Origin of the sequence: Streptomyces sp. NPDC056231, from assembly GCF_048270745.1 — a bacterium.
GTDB lineage: Bacteria > Actinomycetota > Actinomycetes > Streptomycetales > Streptomycetaceae > Streptomyces.
Genome location: NZ_JBLVKW010000105.1, coordinates 1 through 20,637 on the forward strand (window position 1 = coordinate 1; position 20,637 = coordinate 20,637).

Below are 20,637 nucleotides of genomic sequence, written 5' to 3' on the forward strand. Positions count from 1 at the left end.
CCTTGCCGCTGTCACTGCCGCCACCACAGGCGGTCGCAGCCAGGGCGATGATGGCCGCTCCCGCGACCCACTTGGCGCTCTTGGCACCACGCATGAATTTCCTCCTCATGAGTCCACTTGTGACTACAAGAAAGGCACTGGCGTGATACACCGACACCCCTGACGGTGATCGTTTCAGCGCCTCGAGTGTGTTCGTGAGTCGGCACTTCCCGTAGTGCGTGACCCATTGACCCGAGCTCAATGGAGCCAACTATTAAGTACGCACGGGCTGTAAACCACACTTAAAGGCTCTCGGTTTGACAACATTGACCGGGCCTGGTTGATCGAAATCCGGACAAAGTAATCCCAGACAGACACCCGCGAAACGGGCCGGTACCACATGTTCCGGAGAGCGGCGCCCGATATCCGGACACCCCGGGCAGGAAATCGAGGTCGTCCGGTGGCCGTCTGCCTCAGCTCTCGCGCAGGCCGGGCATCAGCCGCACCGTCACCGTCTTGGGCCGTTGGTACTCCTGGAGCGCCAGCGTGCTCAAGTCCGTACCGTGGCCGGACGAGCCACGCCCGCCGTGCGGCAGCTCCGCCGTCTGCACCAGATGGCAGTTGAGCCAGGCCTCGCCCGCGTCGAGGCGGGCCGCGAGCTCAAGCCCCGTGCCGAGGTCGTTCGTCCAGACACTGGCCGCCAGGGCCTGGGGAACACTGTTTGCCAGGCCCAGGGCCGCCTCCACGGTGTCCGCGTGCTGGACTGTGAGGAGCGGGCCGAAGACTTCCTCGGTGACCGTCGGGTCGTCGTGCGGGAGATCCGCCAGGACAAGGGCCGCGCGCCAGTGGCCGTGCTCCTCACCGGGCGGGGTGGCGATGTCCGCCGCCAGCAGCCGCTTCGCAGACGAGGAGGCGACCAGGGCGTCGTAACGCGCCACCTGGTCCGGGTTGTTCAGCGGGCCGAAGTCACGGCCCGCCAGCCGGGCCCCCATCGCCTCCGTCAGGCGGGCAACCGTCGACTCGTAGTTCTCCGTGAGCGTGATGACCCGGGCCGGCGCCGCGCAGCTCTGGCCCGCGTTGTACGTGGCCGCTTCCGCCAGCGACGCATACGTGTCCGCCGGGGCGTCCGGGAGAACGACGGCCGGGGCATTGCCGCCCAGCTCCAGGCTGATCCGGCGCGTCCCCGCGCGCGCCGCCACATCCAGGCCCGCTCGCCCGCTGCCCGTGAACGCGACCATGTCCACCGGGGACTCGACCAGCAGCCGGCCCGTCCGCCGGTCTCCCGGAAGGGACTGGAGCACGCCCTCGCCCAGGGTCCGCGCGGCGTGCTCCGCCAGCAGTTCCAGCGTGTCCGGGGTGGTCTCCGCCGGCTTCACCACCACCGTGTTGCCCGCGGCGAGTCCCGGGGCGCAGCGCCAGGCCGCCATCATCAGCGGGTAGTTCCAGGGGACGATCACCCCGACCACGCCCATCGGCTCCCAGCGCACCCAGCTCTCATGCCCGGTCACCAGCCGGCCCGCAGCCGGGGCCGTCCGGGTCCGTGCGGCCGTCGCGTAGAAGCGGAACAGATCCGCCACCTGCTCGATCTCGCCCGCCGTCTCCGCATCCGGCTTGCCAGTACCGGCCCGCTCACGAGCCGCGTACTCTGCCGCGCTGTCCTCGATCAGCGTCGCCAGCCGGTCCAGGCGTCGCGCCCGGTCCCTGGGGGTGAGGGCGCTCCATGTGCCGAGCGCCGTACGGGCCGCTGCCACGGCCGCAGCCACCTCGGGCTCGCGGGAGACGGGAGCGGTGCCGCGGGGACGCCCCGTGCGAGGGTCGGTGAGTTCAGTGGTCATCGTTGCTTCCCGCTGGTCGCTTCCTGCTGCTCGATTCTCACAACGCGTATGACCGCAGCCACAGTTCCAGTGTCAGCACCAGCCACAGCTTGCCGCCGTGACGGGGCAGGAGCGTGCCCTCGCCCTTCATCCAGGCGCGGATCGTGTCCGGGCGGAACAGGCCTCGGTGGGCCGATTGCCGGCTCAGCAGCAGATCGTTTCCGAGGTCGCGCAGCGGACCCGTCAGCCACTGCTGCACGGGCACCCGCATCCCGCTCTTCGGGCGGTCGACGACCGTGCCGGGGAGGAGGTCGCGCACGGCCTCCTTGAGGATCCACTTCTCCGCGGAGCCACGGAGTTTGTACGTCGGCGGCGTTGCGAACGCGTGGTCGACGACCCGGCGGTCGAAGAGCGGTGACCGGCCCTCGATGCCCTGCGACGCCGTCAGGCGCTCCACCTTGGTCAGGATGTGGTGTGCGCCTTTGGTCCGCAGATTGCAGTGCAGGAGCTGGTTGAGGAGGTGGCCCATGCGGTGCGGGCTGTCGATGCCCGGTGCCAGATACGGCTCCACGAACCGCTGGGGGCGCGGGGCTTCCCGCAGTGCGTCCAGCGTCTGCGGGGTCAGTAGCGTGGGGAGGTCCGTCCAGCACTTGCGGTACGAGCGCAGATACGCCGTCGCCCGGTCCTCGTCCCAGGGCGCCCCCGGTTCACGGTGCATCTCCTGCACCAGCATCGGGAGGTTTTTCGGGCCGCCGAACACGGGGTCGCCGCCCTCGCCATTGAGCACCACCGACGCGCCGTCCGCGGCCACGGTCTCCGCGAGCAACAGGTTCGGGACCGTCAACGGATCGCCCACCGGGCTGTCCAGGAGCGCAGCCGCCTCCGCGAGCCGTGAGGCGACCGTCTTCCCCGACACGTTCAGGACCCGGTGGCGGGTGTGGCAGTGGGCGGCCACCAGGCCCGAGTAGCCCAGCTCGTTGGGGAGTTCGTCGCCGAAGCTGATCGAGTACGTGTGTACCGGATGACTGTGGAGCTTCGTCGCCAGCGCGGTGACGAGGGAGCTGTCGATCCCGCCGGAGAGAAGGACCGCTGCCGGCTCCGCCTCCGGGAGCCTGTCGGCCGCCGCCTGCTCCAGGAGCGCCCGCAGGGCCAGGACATGGTCCGTCGGATCCTGCGGCACCGGATCCTCGATGTGCTCATGCGGCTCCCAGTGCACCGTCTCGGTGACCGATCCGTCCTCCGCCAGCCGCAGCACCCGTCCGGGCAGGACTTCCCGCACGCCTGTCAGGAGCGTCTCCTCGCCCGGCAGATAGGCGAAGGTGAGGAACGAACGGACCGCGGACAGATTCATCGAGGTGCCGAGCGCGGGCCAGCGCCGCAGCGCCCTCAGCGAGGTCGAGGCCGCCCAGGCTCCTTCGGCGCGGGCGTAGAAGAGCGTCCGGGCGCCCACGTGGTCGCGGATCAGGATCAGGTCCGTGCCGTCCAGTACGGCCAGCACGAACATGCCTTCGGCCAGCGCCACTCCCGTGTCGCCGAGCCGTGCCCAGCAGCGCAGCAGCAGTTCACCGTCGGAGCAGCGGGCAGGTACGGGGTGCCCCTCGGCGTGCAGCGCGGTCAGGAGGGCCGGGCGGTTGTGGAGGGTGACCTCACCCACCGCCGTCACGCCGAATGCCGTGAACGGGCCGTCGGCACGGCCGGGTTCGTCCGTGATCAGTCCCAGGGCGGTTCCAGGGACGTCCACGGACGCCCGGCCGGACCCGGCCGCACCCATCGCCTCGACATGGGCCCGGGCCTGCCGGGTGGTCGGGGACAGGCAGGCGCAGAAGCGTGCCATGGACGGCTCCTCTCCTCGGTGTTCCGTGTTCCGTACTGTTGCCGCCACTCCTACGGCTTCCGGTGGTGCCGACGCGGCCGGCTCAGCCGAAGTCGTCGTCGCTCCAGGTGTCCCCGCCGTCGTCCCAGCCCGCGTCCCAGTCGTCCGTCCCGCCGCCACCGGAATCATCGCCCCCGCCCGAGTCGCCCGAGGACGAGGACTGGCTCTGCGCCTGCTGCCGGCGGAGCTCCTCCTCCTCTTCCGAGCTCATGCTCAGCGGCGGCAGCTGGGCGGCGGTGATGGCGAGGCCTGCTACGCCCAGGCCCGTGAGCATGCCGCCCATCCTGCCGCCGAACGACGTCCGGTTGACCATCACCGTCTCGCCGCGGTCCCACAAGGTGCGGCCGTATCCGATGTCCCGGGCGTATGTCACCGTGCCGTCGGCGAGGACCCGCTTGATGATGTGGTTGCCGAGGAGTTCGTCGGTGCCGGAGGCATTCCGGTTGTCGTGCCAGCGCACGAGGTGACGGGAGGAGCTCTCGCGGTGGCGCCACTCCTCCCGGCCGTCCTCGTAACGCCGGTGGACGCTGCCGTCGGCGAGCAGCTCGTCGGAGTAGCCGATCTCTTGAGGTCGGATCATCGTGTGCGTTCCTCGGGTCTGTGGGGCGGTCGTGGCCGCGGGAAGAGGGGATCGCCGGGACGGGTCACCCCGCGGTTCACGGACGGGTGACGCGGCGGATCACGAGGCGGGCCAGGTCAGGAATCCCGTGGTGCGCAGCCCGCGCAGTTCGGACCACATGGAATTCCGGGGCGGTCGCGGTCCCCGCGTGAGGCGCAGCACCGTACGCACCAGGCGGGGCGGGGACACGGCCGCGACCTGCGTGAACCGTCCCCCCGCCAGCCATGCGGCCTCCTCGGGCCGCAGCCCGGGCGGCCAGGGCTCCAGCGGCGGAGCCGGTGCCGGGCCGCGGCCGGTGGGAAGGCGCAGCGTTGCCGCATGCCGGGGCACGAGCCCGATCGACGCGACCCGCACGCCGGGGACGGGGCCGAGAGCGGCCCTGACCCGCGCCGGGAGCCCGATGCCCTCCGGGCTCGCGTCGTGCAGCACGTGGACCGTCGCGCCCTCGGCCCGCTCCAGGGCCGCGACGAGGAGCGGGTCGAGAGGCAGGGTGTCGGGCGCCGCGAGGAGGGGACAGGCCGCCTCCAGGTGCACATGGTTGGCGAGCAGCATCCGGGTGATCGAGCGGTCCTGGCAGACGAGAAGGCGGGGGAGCCCGTAGGCGTAGAGGTCGGGTTCGGTGGCATCGGGGGCGGACAGAGGCCGTGAAGGCGCGGACCCGACCGGCGGGAGCAGGCCGTCCACGGTCTCCCGGCCCCGTGCCTCCAGCGCACGCGTGAACGTGGGCAGCCGCAGGGGAGGAGCCGGGGTGCGCGGGATGCGGGGGAGCAGCGGCGCGGCCGGGCTCAGGACACGGCAGGTCTCGTAATAGAGCTGCCGTTCCGTGAATTTGATGCCGCCCGGGCCCGCGGCGCGCGCGGCGGCTCTGGTGATCGCGCGGTCGAGGAGCCGGGCGCCCGGCCCGCGGCCGGTACGGGGGTCCCGGGCCATGGAGGTCCCGATTCCGGGAGCCTGGAGGCGTCGCGGCGTCATGCGGAGCTGGTGCCCTTCTTGTTGTACGTGCCGGTGCCGGACGCCCGCGAGGTCCTCGGGGTCCGTGGCGCCTGCGGCCAGGTGAGGAAGCCGTGGGTGAGGGCCTCACGGGGGGTGGGCCGCGGGGCGGCCAGCGCCCGTTCCACCGCCCGGACGACGATCGACTCGAGGACGCGCGGCGGCACGGCGGCGAGCGGACTCCAGAAGCCCTCGCCGAGCCACTGCGCGTCGGCCTCGGGCAGACCTGCGACCGTGCGGAGCTGTTCCGCGTCGGCGAGCGGATCGTGCCGGGCGAGCCGCACGACGCCCTGTTTGCCCCTGGCCGCGGAGACGGGGAGGCCCGCGTCCACCACGACACGGTCGGGCTGTGCGCCGCAGATGAGCGGCGCCAACAGCACGCCCTGCGGATCGGCGTCGTGCAGGACGACCACCGGGAGCCCGCTGCGATACTGCGCGAGCGCGCTGAGCGCCGCCGCCAGGACGGTGGGGCGCCCCCCGGGTCCGACGGCGTCGGCGACCTCCACGAGGACGGCCTCCAGACGGTCGGGGATGCCGTTGGCCGTGAGGAAGAGGGTGACCGCGCGGTCCGTGCAGAGGATCGCGGCCTTGGGCCGGGACATCGGAACCGACTCACCGGAACGGTTCGCCCCGCGCGGCTGGGGCATGGGGTCCGCGTCGTCGACGACGCCTTCCGGCAGGCCGCCGTACACCGCCGACCAGGAGCCGTTCATCAGGGCACGGAAGGTTCGTTCGGCAGGGACGATCTGCCCATGGGGCAACTGACCGGGGTGGTGCCGCATCGACGACACGACGACGAGGGCGGCGCACGCGGCAGCGCCGGCGAGGATCGCGAGCAGTCCGCAGGTCAGGACGGCGCACGCGACGAGGGCGGCGGCCACCGGCAGGGCCACGAGCCAGCGGATCTTCGCCGGCACACCCTTCGGATCCCGCCCGGCCGAGGCGTAGTCACGGCTGCGGGACAGGTACCAGAGCTGGGTGAGGGTGATCTTCAGGCGGCCGTGGTCGGTGGCGCGTTCCGCGATGACCCGGATCCGGATGTCGTGCATGCCCTTGCCGTGCACCGCGGGGTCGAGCGCGAAGCGCTTCCCGCAGTGCGCGCATATTCTTCCTGTGCGCTGCTTGCCCGTCAGCGAGGCGGCGCAGCGGGGGCAGATCACCGCTCACCCGCGTGGTTCTGAGCCCCTGAGCCCGGCCAGGTCATGAACCCCACGGACGCGGCGCGACGCCGTTCCGGATCGACGCTCAGCGTGACCTGTTCGGCGACCCTGGTGACCGCGGCGAGCAGCCGGGCGGGGGGCATGCCGACGAGCGGGAAGCGCCAACCCTTTCCCAGCCACTTCAGCTCCGCCTCGGTGAACTCGCCCAACTCGGTGAGGAGCGCCATGGTCTCCCTGTCGGGCTTCCCCTCTTTGTCGCGGTAGGGCACAGCGTGAGCCAGACCGCGGACGGTGCGCAGCGGCAACCCGGCGTCGATCACCGTGCGTTGCCCCAGATTCGCGCGGACGCGCCGGACAAGAAGCTCCCCCTGTGCGTCCGCGTCGTGGAGCACGATCACCGGGCCCCGCGTGGGCAGGGGGCGGACCGCGTCGAGATCCTCGGCGAGCGCGATACCGTAACGGGCGGGCAGGCCATCGGCGTTGAGGAAGGCCGTGATGGAGCGGTCGGGGCACAGGAGTACGGCCCCGGGCTCAACGCCGGAAGGCGTACGAATCCTGGCCTGAGAGGGAACGGGAGGGGCGTCGTCGACCACCCGGGGCGGCAGCCCGCCGTACACCTTCCGCCAGGGCGCGAGCACCTCCGAACGGAACTCCGCACGGCTCATGACCGGGAAACCCCGGCCCGCACCGGCGGCTCGTGCGAGCGCGAAGCCCGCGGAGACGAGCAGCAGGGCGCCCGAGACGAGGGCCACGTACAGGTTCCCGGTGACGATGCCGAAGACGCCGACGATCAAGCCAGCGAAGAGTGAAGTACCCGCACACCCCGGCGCGAACGTGCCCTTTTTGAGGTGCCTGCGCGAGAGCGCGTACCACAACTGGTCCGACGTCACCGCGATCCCGCCCCCCTCCGTCACCTTGTCGACGATCCTGCGCACCCGCAGGTCGCTGAGGCCGAGGGAGTTGGTCTTGGGGTCGAGCGCATACGTGCGCCTGCAGTGCGAGCAGGTGTTGTTGGGGCGTTCCTTGCGGAGGAGGTTCTTCTGGCAGTGCGGACAGATCACCGGCGGACCTCCAGTGCGGTCGCCACACGGCGCAGTCGTGCGGCCAGGCGCTCGCGGACGGTGATGGAGGCGATGCCGCGGTCCTGCTGATGGCGCTCGATGTCGCGCAGGGCGGCGGCAAGGGCGCGATAGTCGGTGGCGGCGGCTACGGTCACCTGGCCGGCTGCCGAGGTGTCGCCCGCGGCGCGGCGCTCGGCCTCCCCGGCGGTGATCGCGTAGTCCTCGTGGTCGATCCCGTAACCGGTGTTGGCCGCAAGGATCGTCAGCGGATCGGTACCCCTGTTCGCGAAGGAGTGGGGCATCATCTCCGGAATCCGTATCAACATCCCGGGAGTCAGAGGGACTTCGGTAACCAGATCGCGGTCCGCGTCGTAGAGGCCGCACGCCGCGTGGCCGAGGCTGAGGACGAAGTGCTCACCGCCGTGGGCATGCGGGGTGAAGGCGCTGCGCGGCCCCACGACACCGAGTTTTACCGTGGCGTTCGAGGGACGCTCGGGGGAGGTCGCCGCGTCGCCCACCAGATAGTGGGCGAACTGCCCGTCATCGATGAAGCGGAGAAACTCCCGCTCGGGTCCCAGCTCGCGGACGCCCTCGCGGTCAGCCAGCCCGATGCTTCCGTCCAGCCTCAGGTGGTAAAGCTCCACAGCGCGGGGAAGCGTGCCCCATGCTCCGCCCGGCATGGCGTCGGATATGCCGTCATGCGGTCTTCCGGACATCGCGCCTCCCCGTCTTCCTGTGCGCGGCGCGCGCTTCGCCAGCGCATCGTATGGCCCTGATCCACAACAACGGGAGCCTTGGGACTGGCATTTGGGCAAAGTGCGAGGGAACGGCGGGCGAACACGCCTGGCAATGAGTCGTCTTACGCGTGCACCTGCGCGTACGAGGCCGAATGCTGCCACACGCCCCTGGCAGGGGTCGCCATGTCGACATCGAACGCGACAGCGACAGCGAGGATCATGAGCACGATCTCGGCGCCGACCGCGCGTGGGAGATGAGGGCTGCATGACGACTGAGCACCGCGGCGCCGCAGGCCGGTACACCGAGTACGAGACGGCCGGCGCACACGGCCGGATCACGCCGGGCAACCCAGGCTGTCCGGCCCGGCCCACCAAGGAGTTGAGAGTGAAACTCTGGTCTACGCCGCTCTACGCCCGGTGTTGTGGAATGCGCTCGCCGAGGGCATACAGTGCATCGACATGAGACACCGCATCGCCGTGGTCGGGAGCGGCCCCGCCGGCCTTACGTTCGCCCGCGTCCTGCACCGCCATGATTACCCCGTCGCCGTCCTCGAACGCGATCCCTCCCCCGACGCACGCCCCCCGGGCGGCACGCTGGACCTGCACGAAGGGCTGGGCCAGCTCGCGCTGGACAAGGCGGGGCTGCTGGCGGAGTTCCAGGCGCTGTCTCGTCCCGAGGGGCAGGCCATGCGGATCCTGGACGCGGACGGGACCGTCCTGCGCGACTGGCGACCCCGTCCAGGTGACCGGGCCAATCCCGAGATCGACCGCGGGCAACTCCGCGACCTGCTGCTCGGCCCTCTCGACGTCCGGTGGGGGCGGGGCGTGACGCAGGTGGTGCCGGGGACCCGGGACGGCGTACTGGTCCATTTCGCGGACGGACGACAGGAGACGTTCGACCTCGTAGTCGGCGCGGACGGCGCCTGGTCCCGGATCCGCCCGGCAGTCTCGTCGGTGACGCCGCACTACACCGGCGTCACCTTGGTCGAGACCTCCCTGGACGACGTCGACACCCGCCACCCCGACCTCGCCCGGTTGATCGGCGACGGTTCCGTGGCCGTCTACGGCGTGAACCGAGCTCTTGTCGCCCAGCGCAACAGCGGCGGCCACGTCAAGGTGTACGCCCAGTTCCGCGCGCCCCTGGACTGGCACACGAACCTGGACCTGGCCGACGTCGAGGCCGTGCGATCGAGTCTGCTGGCTCTGTTCGACGGCTGGGCCTCTCCCGTCCTCGACCTCCTCCGCCACGGCACCGCTTTCGTCCACCGCCCCCTCTACGTCCTGCCCGTGTCCCACACCTGGACCCACGTCTTCGGGGTGACGTTACTGGGCGACGCCGCCCATTTGATGCCCCCATTGGGGGCGGGCGCGAACCTCGCAATGCTGGAAGGCGCCGAACTCGCCGAGTCCATCGCCACCGGCCCTGGAGATCTGGACGAGGCCGTCCGCGCCTTCGAGGAACAGATGTGGGCACGGGCCGGCAGGTGGGCGAAGATCACGATGGCCGGTCTGGAACGCCTGGTGAGCCCGGACCCCGCCGAAGCCCTCGCCCTCTTCGACCAAGTCCAGCCATCCTGACGGCCAAGCGCGAGAGCACCAGCTGCCAGGGCGTGTTTCGAAAGTCCCGCCTGCCGGGCGGCGTCACTTTCGAAGCACGCCCTGGAAGTCTCGCTGCTGCCCTCACTCAGTGCGCTTCCCTCTGACCGCCGCGAGGCGGCGGTCAGGCCGCGGTGTGCGTCAGTCGAGGGCGCGGCGGCCGGCCGTCGCCAGGCTCGGGTCCCAGCCGCGACGCGGTACGGAGTCGAGGAGCAGACGGGTATACGGATGCTCCGGGGTGTCCAGCACGCGATGCGTCGGGCCCGCCTCGACGACTCGGCCCGACCTGAGCACCAGGACGTCGTCGGCGATGTGCCGGACCACGGCGAGGTCGTGGGTGACGAAGAGGTAGCCGATGCCCGACTCGCGCCGGATCGTGGCGAGCAGGTCGAGGATCTGTGCCTGGATGGACACGTCGAGCGCCGCGACCGCCTCGTCGAGGATGAGGACGCGGGGTTCGACCGCCAGGGCTCGGGCGATGGCGACGCGCTGGCGCTGTCCGCCGGAGAGCCGCCGGGGCAGGGCCCCGGCCTCCCGTTCGCCGAGGCCCACCTGGTCCAGGAGTTCGGCGACCCGCGAGCGACGGGCGGCTGCGTCCAGCCGGTTGTGAAGGCGCAGCACCTCGTCGACGCAGTCGGAGACCGTCACCCGTGGGTCCAGCGAGAGATACGGATCCTGGAAGACCATCTGCATCTCGCGGGCGCGCGCGAGCCGTTCGGCTCGGCTCCGGGCGCGGGCGGAGTGGTCCCGGCCGTCCAGGCGGACGGTGCCGCCGTCCGGCCGTGCCAGGCCCACCAGCATCCGTACGGTCGTCGTCTTCCCGCTGCCGGACTCGCCGACGATTGCCAGCGAAGCCCCCGGTGCCAGGGTGAACGACACGTCGTCGACCGCCGCATGGTCCCCGTAACGCTTGCACAGGCCGTCGACCACGAGCCCCTTTGTCGTGCCGGTCACAGCGTGATCCCTTCGTCGGCGCGGTGGCACGCGGCGAGTCCGTCGCCGTACTGCGCCAGTACAGGAGGCTCCTCGGAGCAGCGCGGTTGTGCGTGGGCGCAGCGGGCCGTGAAGGCACACCCCGGAGGTGCCTCGGCGAGGGAGACGGGGCGGCCGGGGATGGGCCGCGGGGCCGGTGCGCCCGGTTCGATGCGCGGGGTGCAGGCGAGGAGTCCCGCCGTGTACGGATGGCGGGGCCGGTCGAACAGCTCGTCGGTGCCCCGGGTCTCGACGATCCGGCCCGCGTACATCACGTACACGCGGTCGCAGATGGCCGAGGCCAGTTCGAGGTCGTGGGTGACGAAGAGAAGCCCGGTGCCCTGCTCGGCCCGCAGTCGGGTGAGGATCGCGATGATCTCCGCCTGGGTCGTGACATCCAGGGCGGTGGTCGGCTCGTCGGCGACCAGCAGGGCGGGCTCGGCAGCCACAGCCGCGGCGATGACCACCCGCTGGAGCATTCCGCCGGAGAACTGGTGCGGATAGCGGCGGAGCGCGCCCCGCGGATCGCGGATGCCCACGGCGTCGAGGAGTTCCTCGGCCCGTGCGGTGGCCACGGCGGCAGGGTTGCCGGCCGCGCGCAGCCCTTCGGTGAGGAAGTCGCCGACGCGGCGCAGCGGATTGAGGGAGGCGCGCGGGTCCTGGAAGACCATGGTCACCTGCCGGGTCCGGAGCGCGGCCAGTTCCGTACGGCTCATGCTCAGCACGTCACGGCCGGCGACGCGTACTTCTCCGCTGGTCCGCGCTCCTTCGGGCAGCAGCCCGAGAACGCTGCGGCAGGCCACCGATTTGCCCGAGCCGGACTCGCCGACCAGCCCGACCGTCTCCCCGGGGAGGACCCGGAGGCTGACCTCGTCCAGGATCGGCCGGGCAGCCTGCCCGTCCGGCAGTCGTACGCCGAGGCCGTGCATCTCGAGCACGGGGTTGTCCCCGGTGCCACGCACCGGAGTGCTGGTTTCGGTCATGGCGCTCACCGTTCCCGCTTCGCGATCCGGTCGGCGAGTCCCTCGCCGACGATGCCGAACGCCACCACCGCGAGGACGATGCACGCCGACGGCGCGAGGGCGGGCAGCATCGCCCCCTGCTGGAGGGCCGATTGACCCTCGTTGATCATGGCGCCCCAGTCGGCGGTGGGCGGCTGCACACCGAAGCCGAGGAAGGAGAGAGCCGCCAGGTCCATCAGGGCGTACCCGAAGTTCATCGCGGACTGTGCGAAGACCGTCGGAGCGATGTTGGGCAGCAGGTGCCGCAGGCAGATCGTCCAGCCCGACCAGCCCTGCACCCGGTACGACTCGATGTACGGGCGGGCCTTCTCCTGGTGCGCGATGCCGCGCACCAGCCGTCCCACGTACGGGGTGTAGGCCACGGCCATCGCGATCACCGGTGCCGTCATGCCGGAGCCGACGACGGCCACCAGGAGGATCGCCAGGAGCAGCCCCGGGATCGCGAACACCATGTCCATCGACCGGGACACGACCGCGTCCGCCCAGCCGCCCCGCCAGGCGGCGACCACGCCGAGCAGGGTGCCGAGGAGGGTGGAGACGCCGACGACGAGCAGCGGTCCGAGCAGACCGGTACGCGCTCCGTCGATCAGCCTGGACAGGATGTCCCGGCCTGACTGGTCCGTGCCCAGCAGGTGGTCTCCCGTGGTCCCGACCAGGCTCGCCGAGAGGTCGAGCGACTCGGGATCGTACGGTGCGAGGACGGGGGCCAGGACGGCGACCAGGACGAGCACGAACAGGACCGCGACGGCCGCCGTGAACAGCGGCCCCTGGCCGAGGACTTGGAGGCCGCCCAGACCGGGGCGGCGGCGCAGCGCACCGGGTGCGGCGGCCGGGGGAGGTGCGGTGGTGGTCATGAGGAGCCTTCCCCGTGGAGGGACAACCGGGGGTCGATGAGCGGGGCGACCAGGTCGACGGCGAGGTTCACCACGACGAAGGCCGCCACGCTGAGCAGCGTGATCGCCTGGACGACGGCGAAGTCCTTGGCCGTCACCGACTGCACGAGCAGGGAGCCGATTCCGGACACGTCGAAGGCGGTCTCGACGATCGAGGTGCTGATGAGCAGACCCGCGAGCATGGTGCCGCCGACAGTGACGACGGGGCCGAGCGCGTTGCGCAGCACGTGCCGGCGGACCACGGCCCGCCGTGCGACGCCGCGGGCGCGCGCCACCTCGACGTGTTCGCGCCGCAGTTCGTCGAGCATGGCCGAGCGGGTCACCCGGGCGAGCAGACCGGCGAAGGTCAGCGCCAGCGCGAAGGCCGGCAGCGTCAGGTGGTACAGCCGGTCCGTGAAGCCCTCCGGGGTGCCGCCCGGCCCCGGGAACCAGCCCAGTTGGACGGAGAAAAGTGAGACCAGCGCCATGGCGCTGACGAATGAGGGCGTCGCCGTGGCCACACCCGTGCCGAGAAGCACAACGCGGTCCAACGCGCCGGGGCGCAGCGCGGCGAGGACGCCGCCCGCCACCCCGAGGACGGCGACCAGCAGGGCCGCGTATCCGACCAGTAGGGCGGTGCCCGGAAGCCGGGAGGCGATGAGGCTCCCGACGTCCTGGTGGAACTGGGCGGACCGGCCGAAGTCGCCCTGCAGTACAGCGCCGAGCCACTTCGCGTATTGCGCGGGCAGCGGGTCGTCCAGGTGGTACTGGGCGCGTAGCGCCGCCGTGGTCTCCGGCGTCGCGGGGCGGCCGTGGAGCAGGAAGGACACCGGGTCGCCGGGGGCCAGGTGGACCGTGCCGAAGACCACGAGCGAGGTCACGAACAGCACCGTCACCAGGCCGAGGAACCGTCCGACGAGGTAGCGGGTCATGGCTTCGCGGCCCCGATCGTCGCGGCCCACGGGTAGTACAGCTGCGCGATGCCGGTGGGGGCGCCGGTGATCCGGTTGCCGAGGAAGACCGAGAACGGCGCCTCGTACAGCGGGATGATCGGGAGCTGGTCCATCGCGATCCGCTGGAGCTCGGCGGTCAGGTCCGCCCGGGCGGCTGGGTCGGGCTCAGCGTTGGCCCGGTCGAACGCGGCGTCGTACGCGGCGTCGGACCAGTGGCCGTAGTTCCCGAAGTCGCCGGTGCGCAGGTACTGGTAGAACTCCAGCGGGTCGGGGGTGTTGTCGTATCCGTTGGTGATGACCAGGTCGAGTCCGCGGCGCGCGTTGGGGTCGACGAAGATGCTGCTGTACGCGTCGGGGCTGACGGCCTTCAGCCGGACGTCGAGGCCGATCTGCCGGCCGGCCGCCTGGACGGCGTTGGCGACGACACTGATCTCCGGCGCGAGCGAGCTCGTGGCGATGGTGACCTTCCGGCTCTTGGCGCCGGCTTCGGCGACGAGCTTCTTCGCGGCCGCCAGGTCGTACACCGGCTCGGGAAGGGCGTCGAAGTAGCCGGCGGTCTTCTCCGGGGCCAGTGCCCATGCGCCGCGCGCGGCGGGGGCCTTGGCGGGGATGCCGATGCCGCCGGCGGCGGCCTTGATGATGTTCTTCCGGTCGAGCGCCATGGACAGGGCCCTGCGGACCTTGAGGTCCCCGAGGGTGCCCTTGAAGTCGAGGACAGCGAGGTCCGCCACGGCGGTGTTGGGGCCGAACAGCACGGTTCCCTTGCCGCTGGAGCGCAGCTGCGCGAGCGAGGACGACGGCACCATGTACCCGCCGTCGGCCGTGCCCGAGAGGAAGGCGTTGGACCGCGCGGCCGGGTCCTCGATGAAGGTGAATGTCACCTTGTCCGTTTTCGCGGCCAGTGACGTGTCCCAGTAGGCGGCATGCTTCTTGAGGGTGATGGAGTCGCCCTGGGCCCAGCCGGCGAGGGCGTACGGGCCGGTGCAGTCGACCTTGCCCTTGGGGCCGCCGTAGTCCTTGCCGGCCTTGGCCAGGAAGGCGGCGCTCTCGACCGTGCCGGGGGAGGCGGCCATGAGTTCGTTGAAGAGGATGTCGGGGTTGCTCAGCCGGATCGTCACCTCCAGGGGGCCGGTCTTCTTGATGGTGTCCACGTTCTTGAACGCCGACGCCCAGGGGGATCCGGTGGCCGGGTTCATGTGGCGCTTGAGGGAGGCGACCACGTCGTCCGCGGTCATGGTCGTTCCGTCGTGGAACTTCACCCCCGAACGCAGCGTGTACACGAGCGTCTTGGGATTCGGCTGGCCGTACTTGACCGCGAGGCCGGGTTCGATCTTCATGTCGGGAGTGACCCGCAGCAGCTGCTCGCACACGTTCGCGAGCACGGTGTTCGGCGGGTAGTCGTATGCCAGGGCGTAGTCGAGCGTGTAGGGCTCGGCATAGAGGGACCACGTGAACGAGTCCAGGCGGCCCTTCGCCGGCGGCGAGGTCGGGGTGACCCGGTAGGCGGGGCCGGTGCCCTTCCCGGAGGACCGAGAAGTGGTGGCGCCGGAGCAGGCGGTGGCGGTGGTCGCGACGGCGACGGTACAGACGAGCAGCGCGATGGCTTTGGGCATGCGCATGGAGACCCACCCCTTTACGGGTGTAGTGACGGGCGCTGAGGGATGGAGCGAGTATTGATGCGGGAACGTTCCCGCACAAGGCTTTGCGGGAACGGTTTTGCCGAGGTCGCGAGGGTGGCACCATCAGCCCCATGACGAATGCTGTTCCAAGGCGTGGCGGACCTGCCTCGCCGCCCACCCCGCCGCGCGTCCGGCTCGTCGACGTGGCCCGCGAAGCGGGGCTGTCCAAGACCACCGTCTCGGCGGCCCTCAACGGCACGGGGCGGCTCTCCCCGGCCGTACGGGAGGCGGCCAGGGAGACCGCGCGGAGGATGGGCTACCGGCCCAACGCCACCGCGCGCCAACTTCGTGCGGGACGGGCCAGGTTGATCGGATACGTGGTGGGCGAATTCGCCGGCGCCCCCTGGACGTTCTTCGAGTCGCCTTACTTCGCCCAGCTGACGAGCGCCACGGCGGCGGCGGCACTCAAGCGCGGCTATGCGCTGGTGCTGCTGCCCGCGGGTTCGCTGCACAGCGAGTGGGCGGAGCTGCCGCTCGACGCGATGATCGTCGCCGACCCGGTCGGCGACGACCGGATCATCGACGACCTGATCGCCGCCCGGATCCCGGTGTTCACCGACCGCTCCGCCGAGGGGCGGCCGGGGGCACACTGGGTGGACGTCGACGCCGTGGCGGCCGTGCGGGAGACGCTCGACCACCTCGAGGCGGAGGGCGCCCGCCGGCCCGCGCTCGTGGTGCCCGACAGCACGACGCGGTTCCACGCGAGAGCGGTCGCCGCCTACCGCGACTGGTGTGCCGAGCACGGAGTGCCCGAGCAGGTCGTGTTCGCCGCCGAGGCCGGCAACGGACCGGTCGTACGAGCCGTTGAGGAGGCCCTGACCGGGGCCGACCGGCCCGACGCGCTGTTCGTCGTGGCCGAGGCGAGCCCGCCCCTCGTCCTGGAGGCGGCGCGGCGCCACGGATACGACGTACCCGGCGACCTGCTCGTGGTGTGCGTCAGCGAGGACACGACGGCCACCCACACCCGGCCTCCGATGACGACGCTGAGCCTGGGACCCCAGGAGGTCGCGGAGGCCGGGATCCAACTCCTCGTCGCCGCACTGGAGCAGGGAGGCGGCCCCTCGGCCGGGGTGCTGGTGCCGACCCGGCTCGAGGTACGGGCTTCCTCGCTGCGTACGGGCACGGCCCGGGCGGACTGAGCGCGGTTCGGGCGCCTCGCTCAGGCGCAGTGCACGAGCGAGCCCCCGACATACGTCCGCAGGACCCGTGCCTCGGCGATCTCCTCGGGCGGCGCGGTGAAGATGTCGCGGTCCAGGACCACCAGGTCGGCCAGGTTGCCGGGGAGCAGGCTGCCGGCGTCGTCCAAGCCGTTCACATGCGCGGTGCCGGCCGTGTACGCGGCGACGGCCGTCGCCAGGTCCAGGCGCTGTTCGGGGAAGAAGACCCGGTCGTCGGTGGCCCCGGGCTCCCTCCGGTTGACCGCCACGTGGATGCCCTCGATCGGGTCCGGGCTGCTGACCGGCCAGTCGCTGCCCGCGGCGAAGGTGGCGCCCGCGCGCAGCAGGTCGCCGAACGGGTACTGCCAGGCGGCGCGTTCGGGCCCGAGGAAGGGGATGGTCAGCTCATCCATCTGGGGTTCGTGGGCGGCCCACAGCGGCTGGATGTTGGCGATGGCGCCCAGCTGGGCGAAGCGCCTGATGTCGTCGGGGTGGACGACCTGGAGGTGGGCCAGGTGGTGGCGGTTGCCGCGCCGGCCGTTGGCCTCGATCGCGGCCTCTATCGCGTCGAGTGCCTCGCGGACGGCCCGGTCGCCGAGCGCGTGGAAGTGGACCTGGAAGTCGAGGGCGTCGAGCCGGGTGACATGGCCGCGCAGGGCGTGCGGATCGACGAAGCTCAGACCGCTGTTGGCGGTGGCGCAGCCGCAGCCGTCGAGGTACGGGGAGGTCATCGCGGCGGTGAAGTTCTCGGCGATGCCGTCCTGCATGATCTTCACCGAGCCGGCCCGAAACCGTCCGTGGCTCAACTTCTCGCGCAGCGCGACCAGTTCGTCGATCTGCTCGGCGCCACGCTCGCGGTCCCACCACAGCGCGCCGGTGACCCGGGCGGTGAGCGAGCCGTCGCGGGCGGCGGCCAGATAGGCGTCCGACGGATCGGCCTTGCCATTGAACACACCGAGCAGGGCGTCCTGCCAGCCGGTGATGCCGAGGGAGTGCAGCAGCTCCTGCGCGCGCAGGAGACCCGCGAGCCGGTCCGCAGGAGTGCTCGCCGGTGCCAGCCGGGAGACCAGCGCCGTGGCGCCTTCCTGGAGCATCCCGCTGGCCGAACCGTCCGGCTCGCGTTCGATGCGGCCGTCGACGGGGTCGGGGGTGGCGGCAGTGATCCCGGCCAGTTCGAGCGCCCGGGTATTGGCCCAGGCGCCGTGGTGGTCGCGGTTCGCCAGCAGGACCGGGCGGTCCGGGACCACGGAGTCGAGGAGCTGCCGGGTGGGCAGTCCGCCGTCGAAGCTCTCCATCGACCACCCGCCGCCGGTGATCCACGCGTGGTCGGGGTGGGCGTCCGCGTAGGTCCGGATCCGGGCCAGGTACTCCTCGACGCCGACGGTGCCGGTCAGATCGCACTCGGCCAGCTCCACCCCGGCGTACACCGCGTGGATGTGGGCGTCCTGGAAGCCGGGGAGCAGCAACTTCCCGGTGAGGTCGACGACTTCGGTGCCGGGGCCGATGAGCTCGCGCACGTCGTCGTGGCCGACGGCGGCGATCCGGTCGCCGACAACAGCGAGTGAGGTGGCCCGGGAGCGGGCCGGATCGGCGGTGAAGACGGGGCCGCGCGTGAAGACCAGATCGGCCGTGGTCATACGGGTCCTCCAGAACACGAGGGAACGTGAGATGGGCGCCATGGAAGCGGCTCGGGCGTTACGCGTCAACGGTGTTGTCATAAGAGTGCCCGGCAGTAGGCTTTGCGGCGTCGCGGAGCCGGCGCACGCACCTCGCGGCGTTGTCTATTCCTACGACCAGCTCGGAGCGGGCCGCTCCACCAGGCTGCGGGACGTCACCGGATACACGGTCGCCCGCCAGGTCGCAGACCTCGACGCGATCCGCCGTACGCTCGGCACGGACCGGATCGGCATCGTCGGCCAGTCGTGGGGAGGGTCGCTCGCGGCCCAGTACCTGGCGGCCCACAGTCAGCACGTGGCCAAGGCGGTGTTCACCTCGCCGGGTGCGCTGTGGGGCCGCGAGTATCCCGGTTCCACGGCCGGTGAACCCTGGAACCGGCTCACCCCGGCCCAGGAGGCCCGGCTCGAGAGGCTGAACAGCACGCCCTGGATGCTCGCCGCGAGCCTGCTGCTGGACGTCAACCCTGGTGCCGCGCACGCCCTGGTCGGGGACCGCGAGGCCGATCACTGGATGCACGAGGTGGCTCTGACGGGCAAGGGCAGCACCTCGTGCCAGGGCGCGCCGCCCACCGCGGCACACCACAACCCCCAGGGCTTCCACAGCAACCAGATCCTCCGCGACGACTTCGAGCGGATCCCCGATCCCCGGCCGAACCTGCGCACGGCGCACGTCCCTTCGCTCATCCTGCGGGGCGAGTGCGACTTCATCAAACCCGCGGTCACCGACGAGTACCGGCGCACCCTCCCGGACTCCCAGCTCGTGACCCTCAAAGACGCCCGTCACGCCATCTCCCGCGGCCGGCCGCGTCTCTCTACCGCGCTGCTGCGGGCCTTCCTGCTGGGCAGGCCCCTGTCCGCGACCGCATCCTGAACAATCGCACGACGAGCCGCGGCCGGCCACGGGAGGCGACCGTGTGCGGCCGCCTCCGTTACACGAGCCCGGAGGGTATCGGGAGCCTGTTCGGCATCGCGCTCCTGGGGCTTTTCCTCATCTTCGCCCGCCCCGAACTGCCCCTCCTGGAATGGTTCGACCCGGGGCCGGTGGTCGGCGGCTGGCTGCTGATCGCGGGCGCGATCGTGCTCGATGCCGGTACGAGGGTGAGGGCTGCGGTCTCCCGGCGCCGCCGCGCCGCCCGGCGGTCCGAGAAGAATCTCGGGTGCGGTCGAAGCCCCGGCCGAGGGCCTGACCTTCCGATACGACCAGGACGAACGGCTGACGAGGATCAACGACCCGTATCCGCTCGACGTGAGCTGCAGGCCGACGTGGTGCGGCACGGTGCGACGGGCAGGGCCTTCGCCGGGATGTGTGCCCCCTCGACTCTGGGGTCGTTCCTGCGTGCTTTCACCTGGGGCGTGTACGCCAACTAGATTCCGCCGCTGGGGCGTTCACTTGCAACCTTGACCGGCGCTGCCGCCTGCTGTCCGACGCGACCAGATTGCCTTCCTGGACATCGACTCCAAGGTCAAGCAGGTCTACGGGGCCGCCAAGCAGGGCGCCAAGCACGGCTACAGGCACTGTCACGTTGGCGGATGGCGTGGGAGGATCCTCGGGTTGATCATGGTGGAGGGGATCGTCGGTGGGGAGCGCGTCGCCGTCGTACAAGGGGCACCGATACCCGGTCGAGGTGATCTCCCACTGCGTGTAGCTGTATTTCCGCTTCCCGCTCAGCTTCCGTGAGGTGGAGGAGCTGATGCTCCAGCACGGCGTCGTCGTCTCCTACGAAACGGTCCGGCGGTGGTGCCGGAAGTTCGGGCAGGCCTACGCCGACAGACTGCGCCGCTGCCGGCCCCGACCCGGGGACAAATGGCATCTGGACGAGGTGTTCATCAAGGTCAACGGGGAGCGGAAGTACCTGTGGCGGGCCGTCGACCAGGACGGCAACGTGCTCGACATCCTCGTGCAGAGCCGCCGGGACAAGGCCGCCGCCCGGCGCTTCTTCCGCAGGCTGATGAAGAAGACGAGCTCGGTGCCGCGAGTGATTGTCACGGACAAGCTCCGCTCCTACGGCGCGGCCCACCGCGAGGTCATGCCCTCGGTCGAACACCGCTCCCACAGGGGCCTGAACAACCGGGCCGAGAACAGCCACCAGCCCACCCGCCAGCGCGAACGTGCGATGAAGGGCTTCCGCAGTGTCGGCGCGGCCCAGCGGTTCCTGTCCGCGTTCAGCGGCATCTCACCCCACTTCCGACCCCACCGCCACCTGATGACCTGATGACCGCCCCCGACCACCGAGCCGAGATGACCATCCGCTTCGCCATCTGGGACCAGATCACCGGCGCTGTCGGCAAGCCCACCACGGCCTGAACACAGGCCCGGACCGCAAGCCCACCATGCCCCGACACACCCGCAGACACCCACACATCCAACAACGTGACAGCGCCGTAGCCGAGTATGGCCTGCATCGTGGCGAGGGTGACCAGTTCGGCATCGCTCAGGCGGGGCGTAATGCCGACCGGCGGGCGCCACGGCGCCAGGT

16 protein-coding genes and 2 pseudogenes are annotated in these 20,637 nt (G+C 71.2%); 5 read left to right on the plus strand and 13 right to left on the minus strand.

The window, feature by feature from the left end:
• Positions 1-452: 452 nt before the first annotated feature.
• The 7 genes from ACNPQM_RS39530 to ACNPQM_RS39560 all read right to left on the minus strand — a co-directional run bounded on the left by ACNPQM_RS39530 (position 453) and on the right by ACNPQM_RS39560 (position 8,212).
• A complete protein-coding gene (locus ACNPQM_RS39530; protein WP_418087762.1) occupies positions 453-1,814 on the minus strand; it encodes an aldehyde dehydrogenase family protein in 1,362 nt (453 codons plus the stop codon).
• A 37-nt stretch (positions 1,815-1,851) separates the two neighbouring features.
• Positions 1,852-3,627: an asparagine synthetase B family protein gene (locus ACNPQM_RS39535; protein WP_418087763.1), complete on the minus strand. Its 1,776-nt coding sequence runs from the start codon at positions 3,625-3,627 to the stop codon at positions 1,852-1,854.
• A gap of 82 nt (positions 3,628-3,709) precedes the next feature.
• Positions 3,710-4,246 (minus strand): hypothetical protein, encoded by a 537-nt coding sequence (locus ACNPQM_RS39540; protein ID WP_418087764.1) that lies wholly within the window; start codon positions 4,244-4,246, stop codon positions 3,710-3,712.
• Positions 4,247-4,345: 99 nt separating this feature from the next.
• Positions 4,346-5,257: a hypothetical protein gene (locus tag ACNPQM_RS39545; RefSeq protein WP_418087765.1), complete on the minus strand. Its 912-nt coding sequence runs from the start codon at positions 5,255-5,257 to the stop codon at positions 4,346-4,348.
• Complete coding sequence (locus ACNPQM_RS39550; protein ID WP_418087766.1) at positions 5,254-6,435, minus strand: hypothetical protein; 1,182 nt, start codon at positions 6,433-6,435, stop codon at positions 5,254-5,256. The genes ACNPQM_RS39545 and ACNPQM_RS39550 overlap by 4 nt, the downstream gene beginning before the upstream one ends.
• The gene (locus tag ACNPQM_RS39555) at positions 6,432-7,496 is read right to left on the minus strand and encodes a hypothetical protein (RefSeq protein WP_418087767.1); all 1,065 of its coding nucleotides are present in this window, start codon (positions 7,494-7,496) and stop codon (positions 6,432-6,434) included. Before ACNPQM_RS39555 ends, ACNPQM_RS39550 begins: the two co-directional genes overlap by 4 nt.
• Positions 7,493-8,212, minus strand: a complete 720-nt coding sequence (locus tag ACNPQM_RS39560) for a cupin domain-containing protein (protein WP_418087768.1) — start codon at positions 8,210-8,212, stop codon at positions 7,493-7,495. Before ACNPQM_RS39560 ends, ACNPQM_RS39555 begins: the two co-directional genes overlap by 4 nt.
• Before the next feature lie 480 nt (positions 8,213-8,692).
• Between ACNPQM_RS39560 and ACNPQM_RS39565 the strand changes: the two genes are divergently transcribed.
• A complete protein-coding gene (locus ACNPQM_RS39565) occupies positions 8,693-9,811 on the plus strand; it encodes an FAD-dependent oxidoreductase (protein WP_418087769.1) in 1,119 nt (372 codons plus the stop codon).
• Between the two features lie 159 nt (positions 9,812-9,970).
• Here the strand turns inward: ACNPQM_RS39565 and ACNPQM_RS39570 are convergent, their stop codons facing one another.
• The 5 genes from ACNPQM_RS39570 to ACNPQM_RS39590 are packed head-to-tail and all read right to left on the minus strand — an operon-like array spanning position 9,971 to position 15,267.
• Entirely contained in the window at positions 9,971-10,783 is an 813-nt protein-coding gene (locus ACNPQM_RS39570; RefSeq protein WP_418087770.1) for an ABC transporter ATP-binding protein, read from the minus strand.
• Positions 10,780-11,784, minus strand: a complete 1,005-nt coding sequence (locus ACNPQM_RS39575; RefSeq protein WP_418087771.1) for an ABC transporter ATP-binding protein — start codon at positions 11,782-11,784, stop codon at positions 10,780-10,782. The genes ACNPQM_RS39570 and ACNPQM_RS39575 overlap by 4 nt, the downstream gene beginning before the upstream one ends.
• A gap of 5 nt (positions 11,785-11,789) precedes the next feature.
• The gene (locus ACNPQM_RS39580) at positions 11,790-12,677 is read right to left on the minus strand and encodes an ABC transporter permease (protein ID WP_418087772.1); all 888 of its coding nucleotides are present in this window, start codon (positions 12,675-12,677) and stop codon (positions 11,790-11,792) included.
• Entirely contained in the window at positions 12,674-13,627 is a 954-nt protein-coding gene (locus ACNPQM_RS39585) for an ABC transporter permease (RefSeq protein WP_418087773.1), read from the minus strand. Before ACNPQM_RS39585 ends, ACNPQM_RS39580 begins: the two co-directional genes overlap by 4 nt.
• Positions 13,624-15,267 carry an ABC transporter substrate-binding protein gene (locus ACNPQM_RS39590; RefSeq protein WP_418087774.1) on the minus strand — a complete coding sequence of 548 codons (1,644 nt, stop codon included), beginning with the start codon at positions 15,265-15,267 and terminating at the stop codon, positions 13,624-13,626. The genes ACNPQM_RS39585 and ACNPQM_RS39590 overlap by 4 nt, the downstream gene beginning before the upstream one ends.
• 131 nt (positions 15,268-15,398) lie before the next feature.
• Here ACNPQM_RS39590 and ACNPQM_RS39595 point away from each other — a divergent pair, with 131 nt between their 5' ends.
• The gene (locus tag ACNPQM_RS39595; protein ID WP_418087775.1) at positions 15,399-16,466 is read left to right on the plus strand and encodes a LacI family DNA-binding transcriptional regulator; all 1,068 of its coding nucleotides are present in this window, start codon (positions 15,399-15,401) and stop codon (positions 16,464-16,466) included.
• A 20-nt stretch (positions 16,467-16,486) separates the two neighbouring features.
• On the opposite strand, the gene ACNPQM_RS39600 is transcribed toward ACNPQM_RS39595, so the two are convergent.
• Positions 16,487-18,121, minus strand: coding sequence for an amidohydrolase (locus ACNPQM_RS39600; protein ID WP_418087776.1), 1,635 nt, complete (start codon positions 18,119-18,121; stop codon positions 16,487-16,489).
• Positions 18,122-18,206: 85 nt separating this feature from the next.
• Here ACNPQM_RS39600 and ACNPQM_RS39605 point away from each other — a divergent pair, with 85 nt between their 5' ends.
• From ACNPQM_RS39605 to ACNPQM_RS39615, 3 genes and pseudogenes are all read left to right on the plus strand, one after another.
• Positions 18,207-19,031: an alpha/beta fold hydrolase gene (locus ACNPQM_RS39605; protein WP_418087777.1), complete on the plus strand. Its 825-nt coding sequence runs from the start codon at positions 18,207-18,209 to the stop codon at positions 19,029-19,031.
• Between the two features lie 389 nt (positions 19,032-19,420).
• Positions 19,421-19,670 (plus strand): annotated as a pseudogene (locus tag ACNPQM_RS39610) (IS1380 family transposase); the annotation flags it as partial.
• A gap of 136 nt (positions 19,671-19,806) precedes the next feature.
• Positions 19,807-20,352: pseudogene (locus ACNPQM_RS39615) on the plus strand (IS6 family transposase); the annotation flags it as partial.
• Between the last annotated feature and the right edge of the window lie 285 nt (positions 20,353-20,637).

What these genes read in the sequence shown, in the direction of transcription:
- ACNPQM_RS39545 (WP_418087765.1), bottom strand. Translation starts at nt 5,257, where the DNA reads ATGACGCCGCGACGCCTCCAGGCTCCCGGAATCGGGACCTCCATGGCC.
- ACNPQM_RS39540 (WP_418087764.1), bottom strand. Translation starts at nt 4,246, where the DNA reads ATGATCCGACCTCAAGAGATCGGCTACTCCGACGAGCTGCTCGCCGAC.
- ACNPQM_RS39530 (WP_418087762.1), bottom strand. Translation starts at nt 1,814, where the DNA reads ATGACCACTGAACTCACCGACCCTCGCACGGGGCGTCCCCGCGGCACC.
- ACNPQM_RS39565 (WP_418087769.1), top strand. Translation starts at nt 8,693, where the DNA reads ATGAGACACCGCATCGCCGTGGTCGGGAGCGGCCCCGCCGGCCTTACG.
- ACNPQM_RS39585 (WP_418087773.1), bottom strand. Translation starts at nt 13,627, where the DNA reads ATGACCCGCTACCTCGTCGGACGGTTCCTCGGCCTGGTGACGGTGCTG.
- ACNPQM_RS39535 (WP_418087763.1), bottom strand. Translation starts at nt 3,627, where the DNA reads ATGGCACGCTTCTGCGCCTGCCTGTCCCCGACCACCCGGCAGGCCCGG.
- ACNPQM_RS39590 (WP_418087774.1), bottom strand. Translation starts at nt 15,267, where the DNA reads ATGCGCATGCCCAAAGCCATCGCGCTGCTCGTCTGTACCGTCGCCGTC.
- ACNPQM_RS39580 (WP_418087772.1), bottom strand. Translation starts at nt 12,677, where the DNA reads ATGACCACCACCGCACCTCCCCCGGCCGCCGCACCCGGTGCGCTGCGC.
- ACNPQM_RS39600 (WP_418087776.1), bottom strand. Translation starts at nt 18,121, where the DNA reads ATGACCACGGCCGATCTGGTCTTCACGCGCGGCCCCGTCTTCACCGCC.
- ACNPQM_RS39560 (WP_418087768.1), bottom strand. Translation starts at nt 8,212, where the DNA reads ATGTCCGGAAGACCGCATGACGGCATATCCGACGCCATGCCGGGCGGA.
- ACNPQM_RS39595 (WP_418087775.1), top strand. Translation starts at nt 15,399, where the DNA reads ATGACGAATGCTGTTCCAAGGCGTGGCGGACCTGCCTCGCCGCCCACC.
- ACNPQM_RS39575 (WP_418087771.1), bottom strand. Translation starts at nt 11,784, where the DNA reads ATGACCGAAACCAGCACTCCGGTGCGTGGCACCGGGGACAACCCCGTG.